The sequence below is a fragment of the Pseudoduganella sp. R-43 genome (assembly GCF_049913255.1).
Taxonomy (GTDB): domain Bacteria; phylum Pseudomonadota; class Gammaproteobacteria; order Burkholderiales; family Burkholderiaceae_D; genus Rugamonas.
In genome coordinates, this window is sequence record NZ_CP183988.1 from 398,087 (window position 1) to 414,128 (window position 16,042).

At 62.8% G+C, this 16,042-nt stretch carries 19 protein-coding genes and 1 tRNA gene; 9 read left to right on the forward strand and 11 right to left on the reverse strand.

Annotated features, from left to right (window positions below):
• The first annotated feature begins 61 nt into the window (after positions 1-61).
• Positions 62-1,573, forward strand: coding sequence for a polyamine aminopropyltransferase (locus tag ACN9M3_RS01870; RefSeq protein WP_426320194.1), 1,512 nt, complete (start codon positions 62-64; stop codon positions 1,571-1,573).
• Entirely contained in the window at positions 1,573-3,192 is a 1,620-nt protein-coding gene (locus tag ACN9M3_RS01875) for an NAD(P)-binding protein (protein ID WP_426320196.1), read from the forward strand. The genes ACN9M3_RS01870 and ACN9M3_RS01875 overlap by 1 nt, the downstream gene beginning before the upstream one ends.
• Positions 3,193-3,200: 8 nt before the next feature.
• Here the strand turns inward: ACN9M3_RS01875 and ACN9M3_RS01880 are convergent, their stop codons facing one another.
• The 5 genes from ACN9M3_RS01880 to ACN9M3_RS01900 all read right to left on the reverse strand — a co-directional run bounded on the left by ACN9M3_RS01880 (position 3,201) and on the right by ACN9M3_RS01900 (position 6,095).
• Positions 3,201-4,811, reverse strand: a complete 1,611-nt coding sequence (locus tag ACN9M3_RS01880; protein ID WP_426320198.1) for an alkaline phosphatase D family protein — start codon at positions 4,809-4,811, stop codon at positions 3,201-3,203.
• A 110-nt stretch (positions 4,812-4,921) separates the two neighbouring features.
• Positions 4,922-5,215 (reverse strand): hypothetical protein, encoded by a 294-nt coding sequence (locus ACN9M3_RS01885; RefSeq protein ID WP_426320200.1) that lies wholly within the window; start codon positions 5,213-5,215, stop codon positions 4,922-4,924.
• A gap of 48 nt (positions 5,216-5,263) precedes the next feature.
• Entirely contained in the window at positions 5,264-5,572 is a 309-nt protein-coding gene (locus ACN9M3_RS01890; protein ID WP_426320202.1) for a hypothetical protein, read from the reverse strand.
• Between the two features lie 46 nt (positions 5,573-5,618).
• Positions 5,619-5,870 carry a hypothetical protein gene (locus ACN9M3_RS01895; RefSeq protein WP_426320204.1) on the reverse strand — a complete coding sequence of 84 codons (252 nt, stop codon included), beginning with the start codon at positions 5,868-5,870 and terminating at the stop codon, positions 5,619-5,621.
• A gap of 51 nt (positions 5,871-5,921) precedes the next feature.
• Entirely contained in the window at positions 5,922-6,095 is a 174-nt protein-coding gene (locus ACN9M3_RS01900) for a hypothetical protein (protein ID WP_426320206.1), read from the reverse strand.
• A 207-nt stretch (positions 6,096-6,302) separates the two neighbouring features.
• On the opposite strand from ACN9M3_RS01900, the gene ACN9M3_RS01905 reads away from it, so the two are divergent.
• Genes ACN9M3_RS01905 through ACN9M3_RS01915 form a run of 3 tightly spaced genes read left to right on the forward strand, consistent with a single transcriptional unit; the run spans position 6,303 to position 8,550 of the window.
• Positions 6,303-6,788, forward strand: coding sequence for a Spy/CpxP family protein refolding chaperone (locus tag ACN9M3_RS01905; RefSeq protein ID WP_426320208.1), 486 nt, complete (start codon positions 6,303-6,305; stop codon positions 6,786-6,788).
• Positions 6,789-6,803: 15 nt separating this feature from the next.
• Entirely contained in the window at positions 6,804-7,559 is a 756-nt protein-coding gene (locus ACN9M3_RS01910; RefSeq protein WP_426320210.1) for a response regulator, read from the forward strand.
• Positions 7,552-8,550 (forward strand): sensor histidine kinase, encoded by a 999-nt coding sequence (locus ACN9M3_RS01915; protein ID WP_426320212.1) that lies wholly within the window; start codon positions 7,552-7,554, stop codon positions 8,548-8,550. Before ACN9M3_RS01910 ends, ACN9M3_RS01915 begins: the two co-directional genes overlap by 8 nt.
• Here the strand turns inward: ACN9M3_RS01915 and ACN9M3_RS01920 are convergent.
• The gene (locus ACN9M3_RS01920; protein ID WP_426320214.1) at positions 8,516-9,484 is read right to left on the reverse strand and encodes an extracellular catalytic domain type 2 short-chain-length polyhydroxyalkanoate depolymerase; all 969 of its coding nucleotides are present in this window, start codon (positions 9,482-9,484) and stop codon (positions 8,516-8,518) included. The genes ACN9M3_RS01915 and ACN9M3_RS01920 overlap by 35 nt on opposite strands.
• Positions 9,485-9,521: 37 nt before the next feature.
• Between ACN9M3_RS01920 and ACN9M3_RS01925 the strand changes: the two genes are divergently transcribed.
• Complete coding sequence (locus ACN9M3_RS01925) at positions 9,522-10,088, forward strand: glutathione peroxidase (protein WP_426320216.1); 567 nt, start codon at positions 9,522-9,524, stop codon at positions 10,086-10,088.
• Here ACN9M3_RS01925 and ACN9M3_RS01930 read toward each other — a convergent pair whose 3' ends face one another.
• Positions 10,089-10,502 carry a rhodanese-like domain-containing protein gene (locus tag ACN9M3_RS01930; protein ID WP_426320218.1) on the reverse strand — a complete coding sequence of 138 codons (414 nt, stop codon included), beginning with the start codon at positions 10,500-10,502 and terminating at the stop codon, positions 10,089-10,091.
• Positions 10,503-10,598: 96 nt separating this feature from the next.
• Here ACN9M3_RS01930 and ftrA point away from each other — a divergent pair, with 96 nt between their 5' ends.
• Positions 10,599-11,573, forward strand: coding sequence for a transcriptional regulator FtrA (gene ftrA / locus ACN9M3_RS01935; RefSeq protein ID WP_426320219.1), 975 nt, complete (start codon positions 10,599-10,601; stop codon positions 11,571-11,573).
• Positions 11,574-11,603: 30 nt separating this feature from the next.
• The gene (locus ACN9M3_RS01940) at positions 11,604-11,963 is read left to right on the forward strand and encodes a DUF1428 domain-containing protein (RefSeq protein ID WP_426320221.1); all 360 of its coding nucleotides are present in this window, start codon (positions 11,604-11,606) and stop codon (positions 11,961-11,963) included.
• On the opposite strand, the gene pabB is transcribed toward ACN9M3_RS01940, so the two are convergent.
• Genes pabB through ACN9M3_RS01955 form a run of 3 tightly spaced genes read right to left on the reverse strand, consistent with a single transcriptional unit; the run spans position 11,949 to position 15,024 of the window.
• A complete protein-coding gene (pabB, locus tag ACN9M3_RS01945) occupies positions 11,949-13,766 on the reverse strand; it encodes an aminodeoxychorismate synthase component I (protein WP_426320223.1) in 1,818 nt (605 codons plus the stop codon). The two genes, ACN9M3_RS01940 and pabB, sit on opposite strands and share 15 nt — an antisense overlap.
• Positions 13,763-14,338: a nucleoid occlusion factor SlmA gene (slmA, locus tag ACN9M3_RS01950; RefSeq protein ID WP_057262191.1), complete on the reverse strand. Its 576-nt coding sequence runs from the start codon at positions 14,336-14,338 to the stop codon at positions 13,763-13,765. The genes pabB and slmA overlap by 4 nt, the downstream gene beginning before the upstream one ends.
• Positions 14,339-14,352: 14 nt before the next feature.
• Positions 14,353-15,024, reverse strand: a complete 672-nt coding sequence (locus tag ACN9M3_RS01955; protein WP_426167046.1) for a pyrimidine 5'-nucleotidase — start codon at positions 15,022-15,024, stop codon at positions 14,353-14,355.
• 18 nt (positions 15,025-15,042) lie between these two features.
• Here ACN9M3_RS01955 and ACN9M3_RS01960 point away from each other — a divergent pair, with 18 nt between their 5' ends.
• A complete protein-coding gene (locus tag ACN9M3_RS01960; RefSeq protein WP_426320226.1) occupies positions 15,043-15,939 on the forward strand; it encodes a TraB/GumN family protein in 897 nt (298 codons plus the stop codon).
• Positions 15,940-15,945: 6 nt separating this feature from the next.
• On the opposite strand, the gene ACN9M3_RS01965 is transcribed toward ACN9M3_RS01960, so the two are convergent.
• Positions 15,946-16,020 (reverse strand) — tRNA-Thr (locus ACN9M3_RS01965).
• Between the last annotated feature and the right edge of the window lie 22 nt (positions 16,021-16,042).

Genomic DNA, 16,042 nt, shown 5'->3' on the forward strand with positions numbered 1-16,042 from the left:
GATCCCCGGTTAAAGTGACATGCTTGTAGCAAAAGAAACATATTAGAACAAAAGCATCCAAATGACCAAAAAGATTCTCATTGTTTCAGTCTTCGTCGTCGCGTCCTGCGGACTTGCCTATGAGTTGATCGCTGGCGCACTTTCCAGCTACCTGCTGGGTGATTCGGTGCTGCAGTTCTCCACCATTATCGGCTGTTACCTGTTTGCGATGGGTGTCGGGGCGCATTTTTCCAAGTATGTGAAAGACGAAGACGTGCTGGCCCGCTTCGTCGACATTGAACTGGCGGTGGGCCTGATCGGCGGCCTGTCCGCTGCCGTGCTGTTCATGACGTTTGCCTGGGCGTCGGCGCCGTTCCGCACCTTGTTGTACACCATGGTATTCCTGGTGGGAGCCATGGTGGGCATGGAGATTCCTCTGGTGATGCGCGCCTTGAACTCGCGCCAGACCGAATTCAGTGAACTGGTCAGCCGCGTGCTGACGTTCGATTACCTCGGCGCGCTGGCAGTGTCGCTGCTGTTTCCGCTGGTGCTGGCGCCGCAGCTTGGCCTGGTGCGCACCGGTTTCCTGTTCGGGATGCTGAACATCGCGGTGGCCCTGTGGACAATTTATGTTTTCCGCACAGAGCTGGCGAACGTGGCCGGCCGTTTGCTGCGCGCCAGTGCCGTGATGCTGGCGCTGGTGATCGGTTTCAGCGGCGCGGACCGGCTGACCGGTTGGGGCGAACATGGGCTGTTTGGCGATGAAATCGTGTATTCGACCAGCACGCCGTACCAGCGCCTGGTAATCACCAAGTGGAAGGATGACCTGCGCCTGTATATCAACGGCAACCTGCAGTTTTCCTCGCGCGACGAGTATCGGTACCACGAAGCGCTTGTGCATCCGGTGATGGGGGCGCTGCCTTGGGCCAAGCGCGTGCTGATCCTGGGCGGCGGCGACGGGCTGGCGCTGCGCGAAGTCCTGCGTTATCCACAGGTCGAACACGTCACCTTGGTGGACCTGGACCCGGCGATGACGGCGGCCTTCACCCAGCGCGATGAACTGGTGGCGCTGAACAAGGGATCTTTCCGCGATAAGCGCGTGACGGTGGTGAATGCCGACGCGGCGATCTGGCTGCAGCAGAACCAGGACATGTTCGATGCAGCGATTGTCGATTTTCCCGATCCTTCCAGTTTCGCGCTGGGCAAGTTGTATTCAGTGCCGTTCTACGGCGTGCTGAAGAAGCATATTGCCGTCAATGGCCTAGTGGTGGTGCAGGCGACCTCGCCGTTCTTCGCGCCGCATGCCTATTGGACGGTGGATGCGACGTTGCGCGACGTGGGCATGCGTACCTGGCCGTATCACCTGTATGTGCCATCTTTTGGCGAATGGGGCTTCATCATGGCTTCGCCGCAGCTTGATTACCGGCCGCCCGAGGCGTACAGCCTGCCGATGCGTTTCCTGAATGCAGAGACCACGAAGGCAATGTTTGCCTTCCCTCCGGACATGAAACCGCTGCCGATGGCGCCGAACCGTCTCAACACACAATCGCTGGTGCATGAATTCGAGCAGGACTGGCGCAGGGTGATTCGCTGATGCTGCGTCGTTCTTTCCTGGCCTGGGCTGCTGCCGGCGGCGTTACCGCTGCGGCCAGCGTGGCTGGATACCTGCGATGGCAGGAGATTACGCCGGTCGTGAATGCGCCTGGGCGCGATGAAGGGCATTTCCTGCGCGACCGCAAGCCTTTGCCTGCACCGTCGCAGTCATTGTCGGCTGATGTGCTGATCCTCGGTTCCGGTGTTGCGGCGTTGACTGCTGCCTGGCAGTTGCGAAAGCAGGGGCATGATGACTTCCTGATGCTGGACGGACCCGAGCCATATGGGAATGCTGCTGGCGGGCGATTCGGCGCGTTGGGGTACCCGACGGGCGCGCATTACCTGCCGCTGCCGACCGAGGAATGCGCCCATGTGCGCGAACTGCTGGCGGACCTGGGCGTGATCCAGCGCGGGGCAACGTCGCGCAAACCTTATTACGACGAGCGCTTTGTGCTGCATGCGCCGGAAGACCGGTTGCTGTTCAATGGCGCCTGGCAGGAGGGCGTCTTGCCGCATGAAGGGGTGCCGGATGCCGAATTGGCCGAGCACAAGCGCTTCTTTGCGCAAGTGGATGCGTTGCGCAGTGCGGTCGGCGAGGATGGAAGACGCAGGTTCACTTTCCCCAGCGAGCATTCGTCGGCGGATGCGGAGGCGGCGCAGCTCGACGCCATGAGCTTTGGCGCCTGGCTTGCCCAGCAAGGCTATCGCGCGCCTTCTTTGCTGTGGTACATGGACTACTGCTGCCGCGATGATTACGGCGCGGGACTTGATGCGGTCTCCGCCTGGGCGGGGCTGCATTATTTCTGTGGCCGCGGCGGCGAAGCGGAGAACGCGGAGCAGGGCGCCTGGCTGACCTGGCCGGAGGGGCTACAGGCGCTGGCCAGTGGAATGGAGCGGCTCGCGCGGCCCAAGCGGCTCGCGGGTAGCGCGGTGCGTGTGCGGTTGAACAACGCCAGCGGCGGCACGGGCCAGGGGCGGGGCGTGGAAGTGCTTTGCTTTGCGCTCGAACGCGGTGTGCCGCGCACGTTCACGATCCGCGCGCGCCGCGTCATTTCCGCGATGCCGCTGCATGTCACGGCAAGGGTTGTGGAAAACATGCCGGATGTCCACAAGCAAATTCACGCGCCATGGATGGTGGCGAATTTCCTGATGAAGCGTTTTCCACAGGAGCTGCCGGCGGTACCGCTGTCCTGGGATAACGTGGTGCATGGGACCAAGGGCCTGGGCTACGTGGTCTCGACGCACCAGGACATCCGCGTGGCGCCGCCGGAGAAGACGGTCTTTACCAGCTACGTGGCGCTGGCCGACCGCGATCCGCGCGAGGCACGCAAATGGATGACGGCGGCGAGCGGCGAAGAGTTGCTGGCGCTGGCGAGCGTCGACCTGAGGGCGGCTTACGGCGCACAATTCGAACGTTGCGTGGAGCGCGTGGATATCACTTTGCGCGGCCATGCGATGGCGGTTCCGGTGCCGGGATTCCGCAGCGATGCGGGCCTGAAGGCCTTGCGCGAAATGGATGGCCCGGTATTGTTTGCGCATTCCGACTTGAGCGGCTTCTCCGTGTTCGAAGAAGCGTCCTGGTGGGGCTACCGCGCAGCCCAAAAGGCACTGCGCGGCTAACTGCTGGCTCAGGCGGCCGGGGGCAAGGTGTTGGAGTAGACCGAGACGCCGTCAAGGTCCCGGAGGTCGATTGTGAATGCTTTCGTCTGCGGGTCAATATTCACTTCGCCGAAGAACTGGAAGCCGGCGAAAGGTGAGAGATTGGCTTGCCCGGTGGGCGGCGCTTTCTGGAATTTGACCTGCGGCCCGAAGGTTGCGTCCAGGAGATTGGGGCCGAAAGTACCGGCGTTCAGTGGGCCAGCAACGAATTCCCAGAATGGCGAAAAGTCGGTGAACTGGGCCAGCGCTGGATCGTAGTAGTGGGCGGCGCAGTAATGGACGTCGGCAGTTATCCACACCACGTTCTTGATCGACTTGATGTCGCGCAGCAGGCTGGCCATTTCGATCTCGCGCCCTAGCGGCACGCCATCGTTTCCGTTGGCGATTGCTTCCCAGCGCGCGGTGCCGCTGGCGTCCTTGCCGTCGGGGACTTGCAGGCCGATCGGCATGTCCGCGGCAATCACTTTCCACGTTGCGGTGGATTGAGCCAGCGAGTCCTTGAGCCATTTGACTTGAGCTGCGCCAAGGAAGGCGCTTGCATCGCTTTCGACCTCCTGCAGGTTGGTGCTGTTCGGGCCGCGATATGAACGCATGTCGAGGACGAACACGTCGAGCAGCGGGCCGTAGGGGATGCGGCGATAGACGCGTTGCGATTCAGGCTGGTCGCCCCAGCGCATTGGGGCGTATTCCAGAAAGGCCTGCCTGCCTCGGGCGATCAGCGTCTGGATGTTCTTTCCCGTGTAGCGGGTATCGGCGCTCAAGTCTTTCGATGCCGACCAGTTGTTGGTGACTTCGTGGTCATCCCATTGCCAGATCTGCGGGACTTCGGCGTTGAAGCGGCGCATATTCTCGTCCATCATGTTATAGCGATAGCGGCCGCGAAACTCATTGAGCGTTTCGGCGACTTTCGAGACCTCCGGGATCACGAGGTTCTTCCAGGTCCGTCCGTTCTCGGCCTTTACTTCAGCGCTGATTGGCCCGTCGGCGTAGATGTTGTCGCCGCTGTGCACGAAGAAGTCCGGCTGGCGCTTGCGCATGGCTTCGTAGATTTTCATGCCGCCGAATTCGGGATTGATGCCCCAGCCCTGGCCTGCGGTATCACCGCTCCATACGAAACGCACGGGGCGCTTGCCGTCCGGCGCTGGCAGCGTGCGGAAGCTGCCGGTCGCCAGTTCGCTTCCGATTTTCAGGTCGGTGGCGCTGTCGTAGGAGACGCGCAAGAAGATCCTTTCGCCGGAGGGCAGGCCTGTCAACTCAATACGGCTGGTGAAATCGCTCGCTTCCGTGGCCGTCGGGCCAAGGATCTGGCGGGGATTGAGGAAGCCTTCAGTGGTGTCGAACTCTACCCGCATGCGGGCAAGGCGGTCCGAACGCGACCACACGACTGCCCGGCCATCGGCGATGTCGCCAATCTGAAAACCGTACGGCAGCTTGGGTCGCTCGGATTCGGCAGCAATAATGTTCGGTGCTGCAGGAGAGCTGCCGGAGCCGCAACCGGAAAGCCCAAATGCTGCCGTGCCTACCGTGAAAGCTCCCGTGTGGGTCAGGAAGCGCCGGCGGGTATAACCAGGATTCGTCATATTGAAGCCTCATTGATGTTAAACGGTACATCAATGTATTTTCGAAATATGACGGGCAATTGACGAAAGGCCTCTTCGTGATCGAAGAGGCCTTTCGGGAGGAAGCGGGATTACTTGGCGGCGGCTGGAGCTGCAGCCGGTGCAGGCGCCGCGGCCGTGGCCGGGGCCGGGCTCGCCTTCACTTCGGACTTGGTTTCAGCAGGCTTCTCGGCCTTCTTGTGGGTACCCTTGTGCGCAGTCTTCTTTTCGACTTTCGCGTCGGTCTTGGCTTCCACTTTCGCTTCTACCTTGGCTTCTGCTGCTGAAGCAGCTGCCGGTGCCGGAGCGGCCGGAGCAACCGGGGTGGTCGCGAATGCAGCGGTAGCGAACAGGCCGGCGATCAGGGTAGCGATGGTCTTTTTCATGGTGCGAGTCCTTTAAGTCGAATTTGGGGGCTGAGTACTTGGCGGAGATTACTTGGCTGCTGGAGCTGCGGCAGGAGCAGGTGCAGCAGCCGGTGCAGGCGCCGCGGCCGTGGTCGCAGCCGGGCTCGCCTTCACTTCAGACTTGGTTTCAACAGGCTTCTCTGCCTTCTTGTGTGCGGTTTTGTGCACGGATTTCTTTTCGACCTTTGCATCGGTCTTGGCTTCCGCTTTCGCTTCTACCTTGGCTTCAGCTGCAGGCGCCGCTGCTGGCGCTGGAGTGGTTGGAGCAACCGGGGTGGTAGCAAAAGCAGCGGTAGCGAACAGGCCGGCGATCAGGGTAGCGATGGTCTTTTTCATGGTGTGTGTCCTTTTAATGATTAGTGTTTAAGTTCGGTAGCGAGGATTACTTGGCTGCTGGCGCTGCGGCAGGCGCTGGCGCCACGGCGGTGGTCTTGTGCGTGCCTTTATGTTCGGTCTTCTTCTCGACTTTCGCGTCGGTCTTGGCTTCTACCTTGGCCTCAGCCTTGGCGCTGATGGCTGCGACGGCTGCCGCAGGAGTCGCTGCTGGCTCTGGAGTGGTTGGAGCGGCTGGAGTGGTAGCGAAAGCAGCGGTAGCAAACAGGCCGGCGATCAGGGTGGCGATGGTCTTTTTCATGGTGCGTGTCCTTTGGAAGAAATTATGTAAATCGTTTAGCTAATTAGTTGATTACTTCTTTTCAGCGGCAGGTTTCTGAACTTCCTGCTTCACTTCCTGTTTGACTTCGGCTTTGACTTCAGCCTTTACTTCCGGGACCGCTGGGGTAGCTGGGGCAGGAGTTTGTTGTGCGAATGCGGCGCTTGCGAACAGACCGGCGATCATGGTGGCGATGACTTTTTTCATTTTTAAATCCTCACTATTGGTTGATCTTGTGTAGCGCACTGTTTCCTGTGTCACTGAGCTGAAAACGGGCTCACTCAGCAGTATGTTGACGGTCATTACAAACCCTTACATTTGTCGCAGATTTACAAAACTTTACGCAGGACTCATAGAGGCGACATGCGTGCTCCCTAAAGTGGCCATACCCACTAACCCTTATTAGGAGATGTCATGAACAAGAAGTACTGGATCGCAATCGCCGCAGTTGTCGCCGCCCTGGGCGGTACCGCCGCCTATGCCGGCGCAGACCATGGAAGCGGCCATGGCCACGGTCGCGGACACAGTCCATGGACGATGGATGCCGCCCAGGCGGATAAGCACATCGAAACCATGGTGGCGCACATCCTGCCCGACGCTACCGAGGCCCAGAAATCGCGCCTGACCGAAATTGCCAAGGCCTGCTTCAATGACGTCAAGCCGATCCACCAGCAGTTGCAGGAGGGGCATGAGGCGATGCACAAGCAGTTGGCGCAGCCAGCCATCGACCGCGCTGCGCTGGAAACCCTGCGCGCTGACCACATGAAAAAAATGGACCTGATGTCGCGCCGCGTGCTGGCTGCTGCGATGGATGCTGCCGAAGTCCTCACGCCCGAACAGCGCGCGAAGTTCAACGGCGCCCTGCACATGATGGCGATGAGCCACATGGGGAGCCATTAAGCTATAGTCTCAATCATGTCCCAACCCCTTGTCCTCGTCATCGACGACGACCAGCGCCTGGCGGCGATGGTTGAAACTTACCTGGCCCAGAATGGCCTGCGCGTGGAGCATGCCGAAACCGCGCAGGCCGGCCTGGACCGGCTGGCGCAGGCCGATGCAGGCAGCTTTTCCGCCCTGATCCTGGACCTGATGCTGCCCGACGTCGATGGGCTGGAAGTTTGCCGCCGCCTGCGCAACATGCCGCAGCCGATGCGCAGCCTTCCGGTGCTGATGCTGACGGCCAAGGGGGACCCCCTCGATCGCGTCATCGGCCTGGAACTTGGCGCAGACGACTACTTGCCCAAGCCTTTCGAGCCGCGCGAGTTGCTGGCCCGACTGCGGGCGCTGTTGCGCCGCCCGGCGCTGGCTGATGTCGGCGGTGCAGCGGGGCCGGCAGCAGCCGGGCAGCCGGCCGCCGAACCGCCGTTGCGCTTTGGCCGGCTCGAGATCGACCCCGGCGCGCGCATCGTGCGTGTCGACGGCGCCGAGCGGCCGCTTACGGCCTATCAGTTCGACCTCCTGATGGCCTTTGCCCAGCGTGCCGGCCGGGTGCTGTCGCGCGAACAGTTGATCGACGCGCTGAAGGGGGGCGCGCTGGAGCCTTTCGACCGTTCCATTGATGTGCACGTGGGCCGGGTGCGCGCCGCTATTGAGGATGATCCGAAGGCGCCGCGCCGCATCATTACCGTGCGTGGCGCGGGATATGTCTTCGCCAAGGTGCAGGATGCGTAACTTCGGCTCGCGCATGTATGTGCGCATTTATGCGACGCTGCTGGCCTGCATTGTGTTGGCCGTGCTGATGTTCGGCTACATCCACTTCTGGTTCGCGCCGCCGCGCCATATGCCGCGCAATGCCACGATGGCGGTGACGATGCTGCTGTTGATGATCGCGATTGTGATTGCAGCGGGCGCCTATCCCGTCGTGCGCCGCATTACGCGCCGGCTGGAGCAGCTGCAGGGCAGCGTGCAGGCCTGGGGCAGGGGCGACCTGGGGGCGCGCGTGGATGTGCATGGGGCGGACGAGGTGGCCCAGTTGGCCGCCAGTTTCAACGATTCGGCGGCGCGCATCGAGGCGCTGGTGGGGGCGCAGAAGTCCCTGTTGGCCAACGCATCGCACGAGCTGCGGTCGCCGCTGGCGCGCATTCGCATGGCGGTGGAATTGCTGCAGGATTCCGCCAGTCCGGCGATACGCCAGGAGTTGGCGCGCAATATCGCCGAACTGGATCAACTGATCGACGAGGTCTTGCTGGCGAGCCGGCTGGATGCGGTGCCGCAGGATCGCGCTGCGCGGGAAGAAGTGGAGTTCACCGGGATCGTCGCGGAAGAATGTGCGCGCGTCGGGGCGGTATTGGACGGCGTGGCAGGGGCGGTGCAAGGTGACGCCACGCTTCTGCGCCGCATGGTGCGCAATCTTCTGGAAAACGCCCGCCGGCATGGTGGCGAGGCCGAGGTGAGCGTGATCCTTGCCTGCGCCGCCGGGGGCACCATGCTCGATGTCTGCGACCGCGGGCCGGGCGTGCCGGCGGCCGAGCGCGAGCGGATTTTCGAGCCTTTTTACCGGCTTCCCGGCGCGTCTGAAAAGGCAGGCAGCGTCGGCCTTGGCCTGGCGCTGGTGCGCCAGATCGCCCGCCGCCATGGCGGCGAGGTCGAATGCCTGCCGAATGGCGAGCATGGCGCCAGCTTCCGGGTTACGCTCCCGTCAGGCGGTCAGCCATCCGCTTGATGGCGCGCAGCTGGCGGCCGCCCTGCACTGAGTAGTCCGGATCGTCGTAACCCCACCAGTCCCAGCATGCCTTCGGATTCGGCATCGGCGTGATTGCCGCCGTTTGCGGGTAGAGCACCACAATGCGGTTGGTGTCGGCCCAAGCGTTGTAGCCCGCGTGGCGCGCGTAAGTATCCTTGATGGTACCGATGTCCTGCATGCAGCCGTGCAGGGCGATGTGCAGCTTGCAGCCGGTGCCGCCGCCTTCGCAACCTGGAGGAATGTAGACATAGCCGGTGTTGGCCATTCCATGCGTGGTCGGCGCCGGGAGGAATTCGGACTGGTCGAACTCCTGCAGCTTTCCCGCCGGGGCGGCATTGTCGCCGCGTGCTTTCAGCGGCCCGTAAATCCATTGCAGCAGGTTGCCGGCCGCGTCGAAACCGCAGTTGCTGATAAATGGCGCGGTCAGGGCGTCGCATTTGTTGCCGTAGCTGTCGGTCGGCATGGCGTGGCCGGCCGCCATGTCATTCTTGAACTGGATTTGCGCCGAGGGGATGAACGCCCCGTAATACTTCGCCAGGTCGGCCATCGAAGCGGAAGGGACAAGCTTGTCGAGGGTGCCGGAGAACATCCATACGCGGTGTGCTGCGAGCTTCGTCACCGGGTCAACCTGGCCCGCTTCCGCGCGCTTGCGGGTCACCGCTGCCAGTTCGGCCACGTCGGCGCCTTTGCAGCTGCCGATGGCATTCATCATGCTGCCTTGTGCGCAGTAGTAGCTGCCGCCGGCGATGATGCCTGCGCCGACCACGCTTCCGGAGTAGGCGACCTGGTATTGCACCGCCATGAAGGCGCCCGACGAGAGGCCGGAAATCGACACCTGCTGTGTCTTCATGGCTGGCAGCGGCGCCGGCGCTGCGGTGGCCGCCAGCGCCAACGTGCAGCCGGCAATTGTCATACAATCGGAAATTCGAACGAACCGGAAGAGACTACCCATGCCATCTATCCTCACCAAGTTTGCAGCGCTGTCCGCGCTGAGCCTGAGCGCCGCTGCCGCCTTCGCACAGGCGCCTGCCGCGAGCTGCCCCGCCATCCTGAAACAGTCCTTCAACCGCCTGCAGGACGATGCGCCGCAGGACCTGTGCCAGTACGCCGGCAAGGTGATCCTGGTCGTCAACACGGCCAGCTATTGTGGCTATACCCCGCAGTACAAAGGACTGGAAGAAGTGTATGCGAAATACGCGGGGAAGGGTCTGGTCGTGCTGGGCTTCCCGTCGAATGATTTCGGCAAGCAGGAACCGGGCAGCAGCAAGGAAATCGCTGACCTCTGCTACAACACCTATGGCGTGAAATTCCCGATGTTCGCCAAGTCGGTGGTGTCGGGCGACGCACCGAACCCGTTCTACGCGAAGCTGATCAAGGCGACCGGCAAGGCGCCGGCCTGGAACTTCCATAAATACCTGATCGACCGCAAAGGCAATGTGGTCGAGAGCTTCCCGAGCAAGGTCAAGCCGGACGACAAGGCCCTGGTTGACGCGCTCGAGAAAGCCCTCGCTGGTTGATTACGCGGCGGCGGCTACCGTCGACGTGGCGAGGGCAAAGCCTTCGTCCAGCCAGCCGGTGATCCCGCCCGTCATGATTTTCACCGGCCGGCCCAGCTTGGCCAGCCGGATTGCCGCGCGCGCTGCGCCGTTGCAGTGCGGGCCGGCGCAGTAGGTCACGAAAACGGTCTCCGGCGGGTACTCGGCCAGCTTGGAGCCGATGATCTTGCGGTGCGCCAGGTCCACCGCGCCTGGCACGTGGCCCGCCGCATACTTTTCCGTTCCCCGCACGTCCAGCAGCACGAAGTCCTGCTGCGCGGTGCCCATCACGCTGTGGACATCCCAGCAATCCGTTTCAAAACGCAGCGAATCTTCAAAGTGGGCGAGCGCCTCGGCGCTGGGAGCGGCGGCGACTTCGGTGACGATGGATGGCATCTGGTTTCTCCTGTGGCGTTGAAAGTGACTCCATTCTCGGCCGCCGCGGCTTAGCGCGGCAGTGGCGCGAATGCCATATTGCGTTAAGATTGCGCCATGAGCGCGAAAAAACACATGGTTGTGGCGCTGGCCTACGATGGCCTGTGCACTTTCGAATTCGGCTGCACGGTCGAACTGTTCGCCCTGGACCGCCCGGAATTGGGCGTCGACTGGTATGACTTTGCCGTCTGCGCGGTCGAGCCGGGCCCGATCCGCGCAGCGGGCGGCATCGTGGTGCAGGCGCCTTACGATCCCTCGCTGCTGGAACGGGCCGATACCATCGTGATCCCCGGCTGGCGCGACGCCGATGAGGCGCCGCCGGAAGCCCTGCTGGCGCAAATCCGTGCCGCCCATGCGCGCGGCGCGCGCCTGTGCACCATCTGCTCGGGCGTATTCATCCTCGCCGCGGCGGGCTTGCTGGACGGCCGCCGCGCTACGACGCACTGGCGCTACGTCGAGCGGCTGGGGCGGCGCTATCCTCGCGTGCATGTGCTGGCGGACGACCTGTATGTCGACGAAGGCCAGATCATTACCTCGGCTGGATCGGCAGCGGGACTGGACATGCTGCTGCACCTTGTGCGGCGCGATTACGGCGCGCGGGTCGGCAATATGGTGGCGCAGCGTCTGGTGGTGGCCCCGCATCGCGAGGGCGGGCAGGCGCAGTTCCTGCCGCGTCCCATGGCGCACGATGAGCAAGGCAGGTTGTCGCGCCTGATGGACTGGCTGCGCAGCCATCCCGCCGAGCCGCACACGGTGGCCAGCATGGCCGAGCGCGCGGCCATGAGCCCGCGCACCTTGCAGCGCCAGTTCCAGGACGCTACTGGCATGGGGCCGGTCGAATGGCTGGCCCGCGAGCGGGTAGCGATTGCGAAGGATTTGCTGGAGTCGTCGGACATCGCCTTGGCACAGGTAGCCGAGCGGGCAGGCTTCGGCTCGGAAGAGTCGCTGCGCCACCATTTCCGCCGCATCGCCTCAACCACGCCCGGCGCATACCGGCGTGCTTTCCTTGTCACGGCCAATCGTGCGGCATAAGCTGAGGGCTCACTTCACAAGGAGATTCAAATGGCTTATGTCGATGGATTCATTGTGCCGGTTCCCAGCAAGAACATGGATGCGTACCTGGAGATGTCGCGCCAGTGCGCCAAGGTGTGGCGCGAATATGGCGCGATCGAGTATCGCGAGACCGTCGCCGACGATGTGAAAGTAGGCGTTCACACTTCCTTCCCGCAGGCGGTCAAGCTGGAGGACGGCGAAGTAGTGGTGTTCTCGTGGATTATCTATCCCTCGCGCGAAGTGCGCGACTCCTGCAACGAGAAAGTCATGTCGGACCCGCGCATGAAGGACATGATGGATCCCGCCAGGATGCCGTTTGACGGCAAACGGCTGATCTATGGCGGCTTCGAAATGCTAATCGACCTGTAGGCTCGCGCGCATCGCGCCGCGCAGGGAATTGCACACCACGATTTCCTCCGCGGCGAGCAGCATGTCGCGTGTGACGACGCGTTCCTGCGCGCCCCAGGCATCGATGATCACCGCACGCATCACACCCGGCAGCATGCCACTGGATAAAGGCGGCGTTATCCACAGGCCATCCATGCGAAGGAAGACGTTGCTGCGTCCTCCTTCCGTCAATTCTCCACGCTCATTGAAGAACAGCTTGTCGAAGGCGCCTTGGGTATCGGCGGCTTTCCAGGCCGCGTCGTAGCGTTCGCGAATGGTGGACTTATGGCGCAGGAACAGGTCGCTGCTGTCGGTGGCTTCGTCAGCCAGCAGTACACGAACCGGTTCCTGCAGCGGCGACAGAGCGCCGCTTTGCACGGCGAAGGCGCCGGCGCTGTTCATTGCGAGCCGCAGGCGGTGCGGCTGGCCTGCGGGCAGGGCCTGGCAGGCCAGCGTGAGGTAGGCTCGGGCGGCTGATTCATCCCAGGCGAAGCCGAAATAGCGTGCCGATGCCGCCAGGCGTTCCAAGTGGCGCTCCAGATGGCGGGGGCCGGCTTCGCGCGTGGCATGCATGGTTTCGAACAGTTCGAAATCGTTCGACAGGCCGGTCAGGAAGCGAGCCTTCAACTGGCATTCGGCGAATTCGTCGTGCGGCTCGCTGTCGTAGACGATGCCGGCGCCGACACCCATCACCCCTTTGCGGATGCCGTTTTGCTCCGCCTGCAGCGCAAGCGTGCGGATCGGGACGTTCAGGCAGAAATCGCCATCCGGGGCGAACCAGCCGATGGCGCCGGTGTAGATGCCGCGCGGTTCGGGTTCCAGCTCGGCGATGATTTCCATGGTGCGCTTCTTGGGCGCGCCGGTGATGGAGCCGCAAGGGTAGAGCGCGTTGAAGATCTCTCCCAGCGTGGCGCCTTTGCTCAAGCGGGCCTGCACGGTGGAGGTCATCTGCAGCACGCTGCTGAAACGTGTGACTTCGAACAGCTTCGGGACCTCGACGCTGCCGGTCGCGGCCACCCGGCCGATATCGTTGCGCAGCAGGTCGACGATCATCAGGTTTTCAGCGCGGTTCTTCGGGTCGGCCGCGAGGGCAGCAGCTCGGCGAGCATTTTCCGCTTCGTCGGCAGCAGCGGGGGCGGTGCCCTTCATCGGGCGCGCGGTAAGTGTTTCGCCTTCCTTGCGCACGAAAAGTTCCGGCGACAGCGACAGGACGGCGCGGCCATCGTCAAAGCCGATCAGCGCGCCGTACGGCACCGGCTGGCGGGCACGCAGGCGCTGATACAGCGCAAACAGCGAACCGAAGGCGTCGAAATGCAGGCGATAGGTGTAGTTGACCTGGTAGGTGTCGCCGGCGGCGATGTAAGCGCGGATGCGCTGGATGGCGTCGACAAACTGCGCTTCGCTCACATTGGCGCGGATGCTGGCCACGCCGGCCGGTGTGGTATCGGCTGCGGCCTGGGCGGCCAGCCAGTCTGCGACCTCCGCCTGCGACAGCTCGTCGCAGCGCTCGAACAGCAGTACCTGCGCCAGTGGCGGCGCGTCGTGTGCGGCAGCGCGCGGCTCGACGCCGACGATATGGTGTCCCAACTCGTAGCTGAGCACGGGCACCGCGTGCAAGCCGCGTGCGAGAGCCTGCTCCATGCCGGCCAGCACGCCTGGCCAGCCGGAGAAGTCGCTGCAGGCGAGGGTAGCGTGATGTCCGGTGTAGAGGCGGGATAACCGGCCAGCGCCGGTGGCTGGATCGACGCTAGCGTCGTCCAGCAAAGCAAAGGACAAGCAGTTCAATTCAGCAGCAATGCAATCTGTACGGCGGCGTCTTGCGAAGGATTCGACTTGAAGCCGCTCTTGGCGTATCGGTGCCAACGGCCCAGCACAAAGCTGACCAGCAGCCCGGCGCGGGCGGTGACGTCAGCCTCATGGGCCTGGCCTTCGGCCGCTGCAGCACGCAGCGCCTGTTTCAGTGCCAGTTCCACGCGGTCGTAGAACTGGTTCATACGCTGCTGCAGGCGCTCGTCTTCGTTGACCAGCGCGTCGCCGATCAGCACCCGGGTCATGCCAGGGTTGCTGCTGGCGAAATGCAGCAGCATGCCCAGGATGTCGCGCGCCTGGGCCAGGCCGTCCGCTTGCTTGTCGGCGATCTGGTTGATCAGGCCGAACACGGTGGACTCGATGAATTCGATCAGGCCCTCGAACATCTGGGCCTTGCTGGCGAAATGGCGGTACAGTGCCGCCTCGGAGACATCCAGCTTGCGCGCCAGCGCAGCAGTAGTGATCTTTTCTCCTTTTGGATGCTCCAGCATTTCAGCCAGTGCCTGGAGGATTTGCAGCTTGCGCTGTCCGGGCTGTGTACTTGCCATAGGTTTTGGACCAGTTATTTTAAGTTTCTGACAGATTTTACTTTGACATCAAGCCATGCCGGTTTTTTCCCCGGTTTCAGCAGGTATTGCGTCACCCACACCGTGCGCATGCCCAGCGCATGCGCCGAACGCAGGTTATCCAGCGTGTCTTCGACAAGGATACACCGGCGCGGGTTCAGGCCCTTCCGGCGCATCAGCCGCCGCAGCATGACGCGCGATGGCTTGGGGCGCAACTGGCGATGCACATGCATTGATTCGATGGTGATCTGGTCGCTGAAATGCCGGCCGATGCCCATATGCCCGACCACCTTGCGCGCGTAATCGCGTGGCGCATTGGTCAGCAGGATCTTGCGGCCGGGCAGGCGGCGCAGCAGCTGGCCCAGGCCGCGCTCATAGCGGATCATCGACTCGATTTCCGGCAGGTCGTGCGTCTCGCGCAGGAAGTGGGCCGCGTCCACGCCATGGTGGCGCACCAGTCCAAGCAGGGTGGCGCCGTAGCGCTGCCAGTAAAGGGCGCGGGTGGCGCTGATTTCCTCTGCGCTGGCCGGCGTGTCGCCGTCGCCCAGCACGCGCGCCATGTACGCGTTCATCTTCTCCACCATGGCGGGGAAGATGGCATGCGATGCATTGTGCAGCGTGTTGTCCAGGTCGAACAACCAGACCGGTGCCAAAGGTTTAATATTCACGTTCTACTTGGAGAGACTATGCGACGCACGATTATAGTGATGTTTTGCCTGCTGCTTGGATTGAGCTTTTCGGCCACTGCCGCCCCGCCGGCGCGCGGCGCGCTCTACAAGCTGGAATACGCTGGCCATACATCGTGGCTGTTCGGCACCATCCACGTTGGCCTGCCCGACTTCTACCCGCTGGAGCCGCGCGTCACGCAGGCCATGGAACGCGCCACGGCGGTGGGGCTGGAAGTCGATCCCGCCGCCGATCCGGCCAAGTCGATGGCGGTAATGCGTGAGTACGGCCTGTATGCGCCCGGCACTGGCAGCGCCATGACCGACATCCGCCCCGAATACCGCCCGCGCCTGGAAAGCATGTTGAAGAAGCACGGCATCGCGCCGGAAATGGTGGCGTCGATGAAACCATGGCTGATCGTCATGATGATCACCATCGGCGAATACCGTGCGCTGGGCTACCGTCCGGAGCTGGGCGTCGACCTGCAGCTGGCGCGCACCGCCCACGGCCGCAACCAGCGCGTGGTGGAACTGGAATCGGTCGGCGGCCAGGCCGCGCTGTTCGGCCGCCTGACGCCGCAGGAACAGGCGCGCTTCCTGGAAGACAGCCTGGATACCTTTGAAGACAGCAAGCAGGGCGTGCAGCCGCGCGACCTGGTCGACGCCTGGGCTTCCGCTGATGCCGCCAAATTCGACGCCCTGGCGCGGGAGGTGGAAGAGGACAAGACCTTCTCCGGCAAATTCATGAAAAAGGTGTTGCTGGAAGAGCGCAATCCCGTGCTGGCCGACGGCATCGTGGAAATGATGAAAAAAGAACAGCACAGCTTTGCCGCTATCGGCACTCTGCATCTGGTCGGATCGGGAAACGTTGCGGAACTGCTGCGCCAGCGTGGCGTGAAAGTAGAGCGGATCTACTGAGGAGAATGGTGCCCTTGACGTGGATTGAACACGTGGCCTCTCCCTTACCAAGGGAGTGCTCTACCACTGAGCTACAAGGGCATTCACGTTTTTGGCGGTTGTA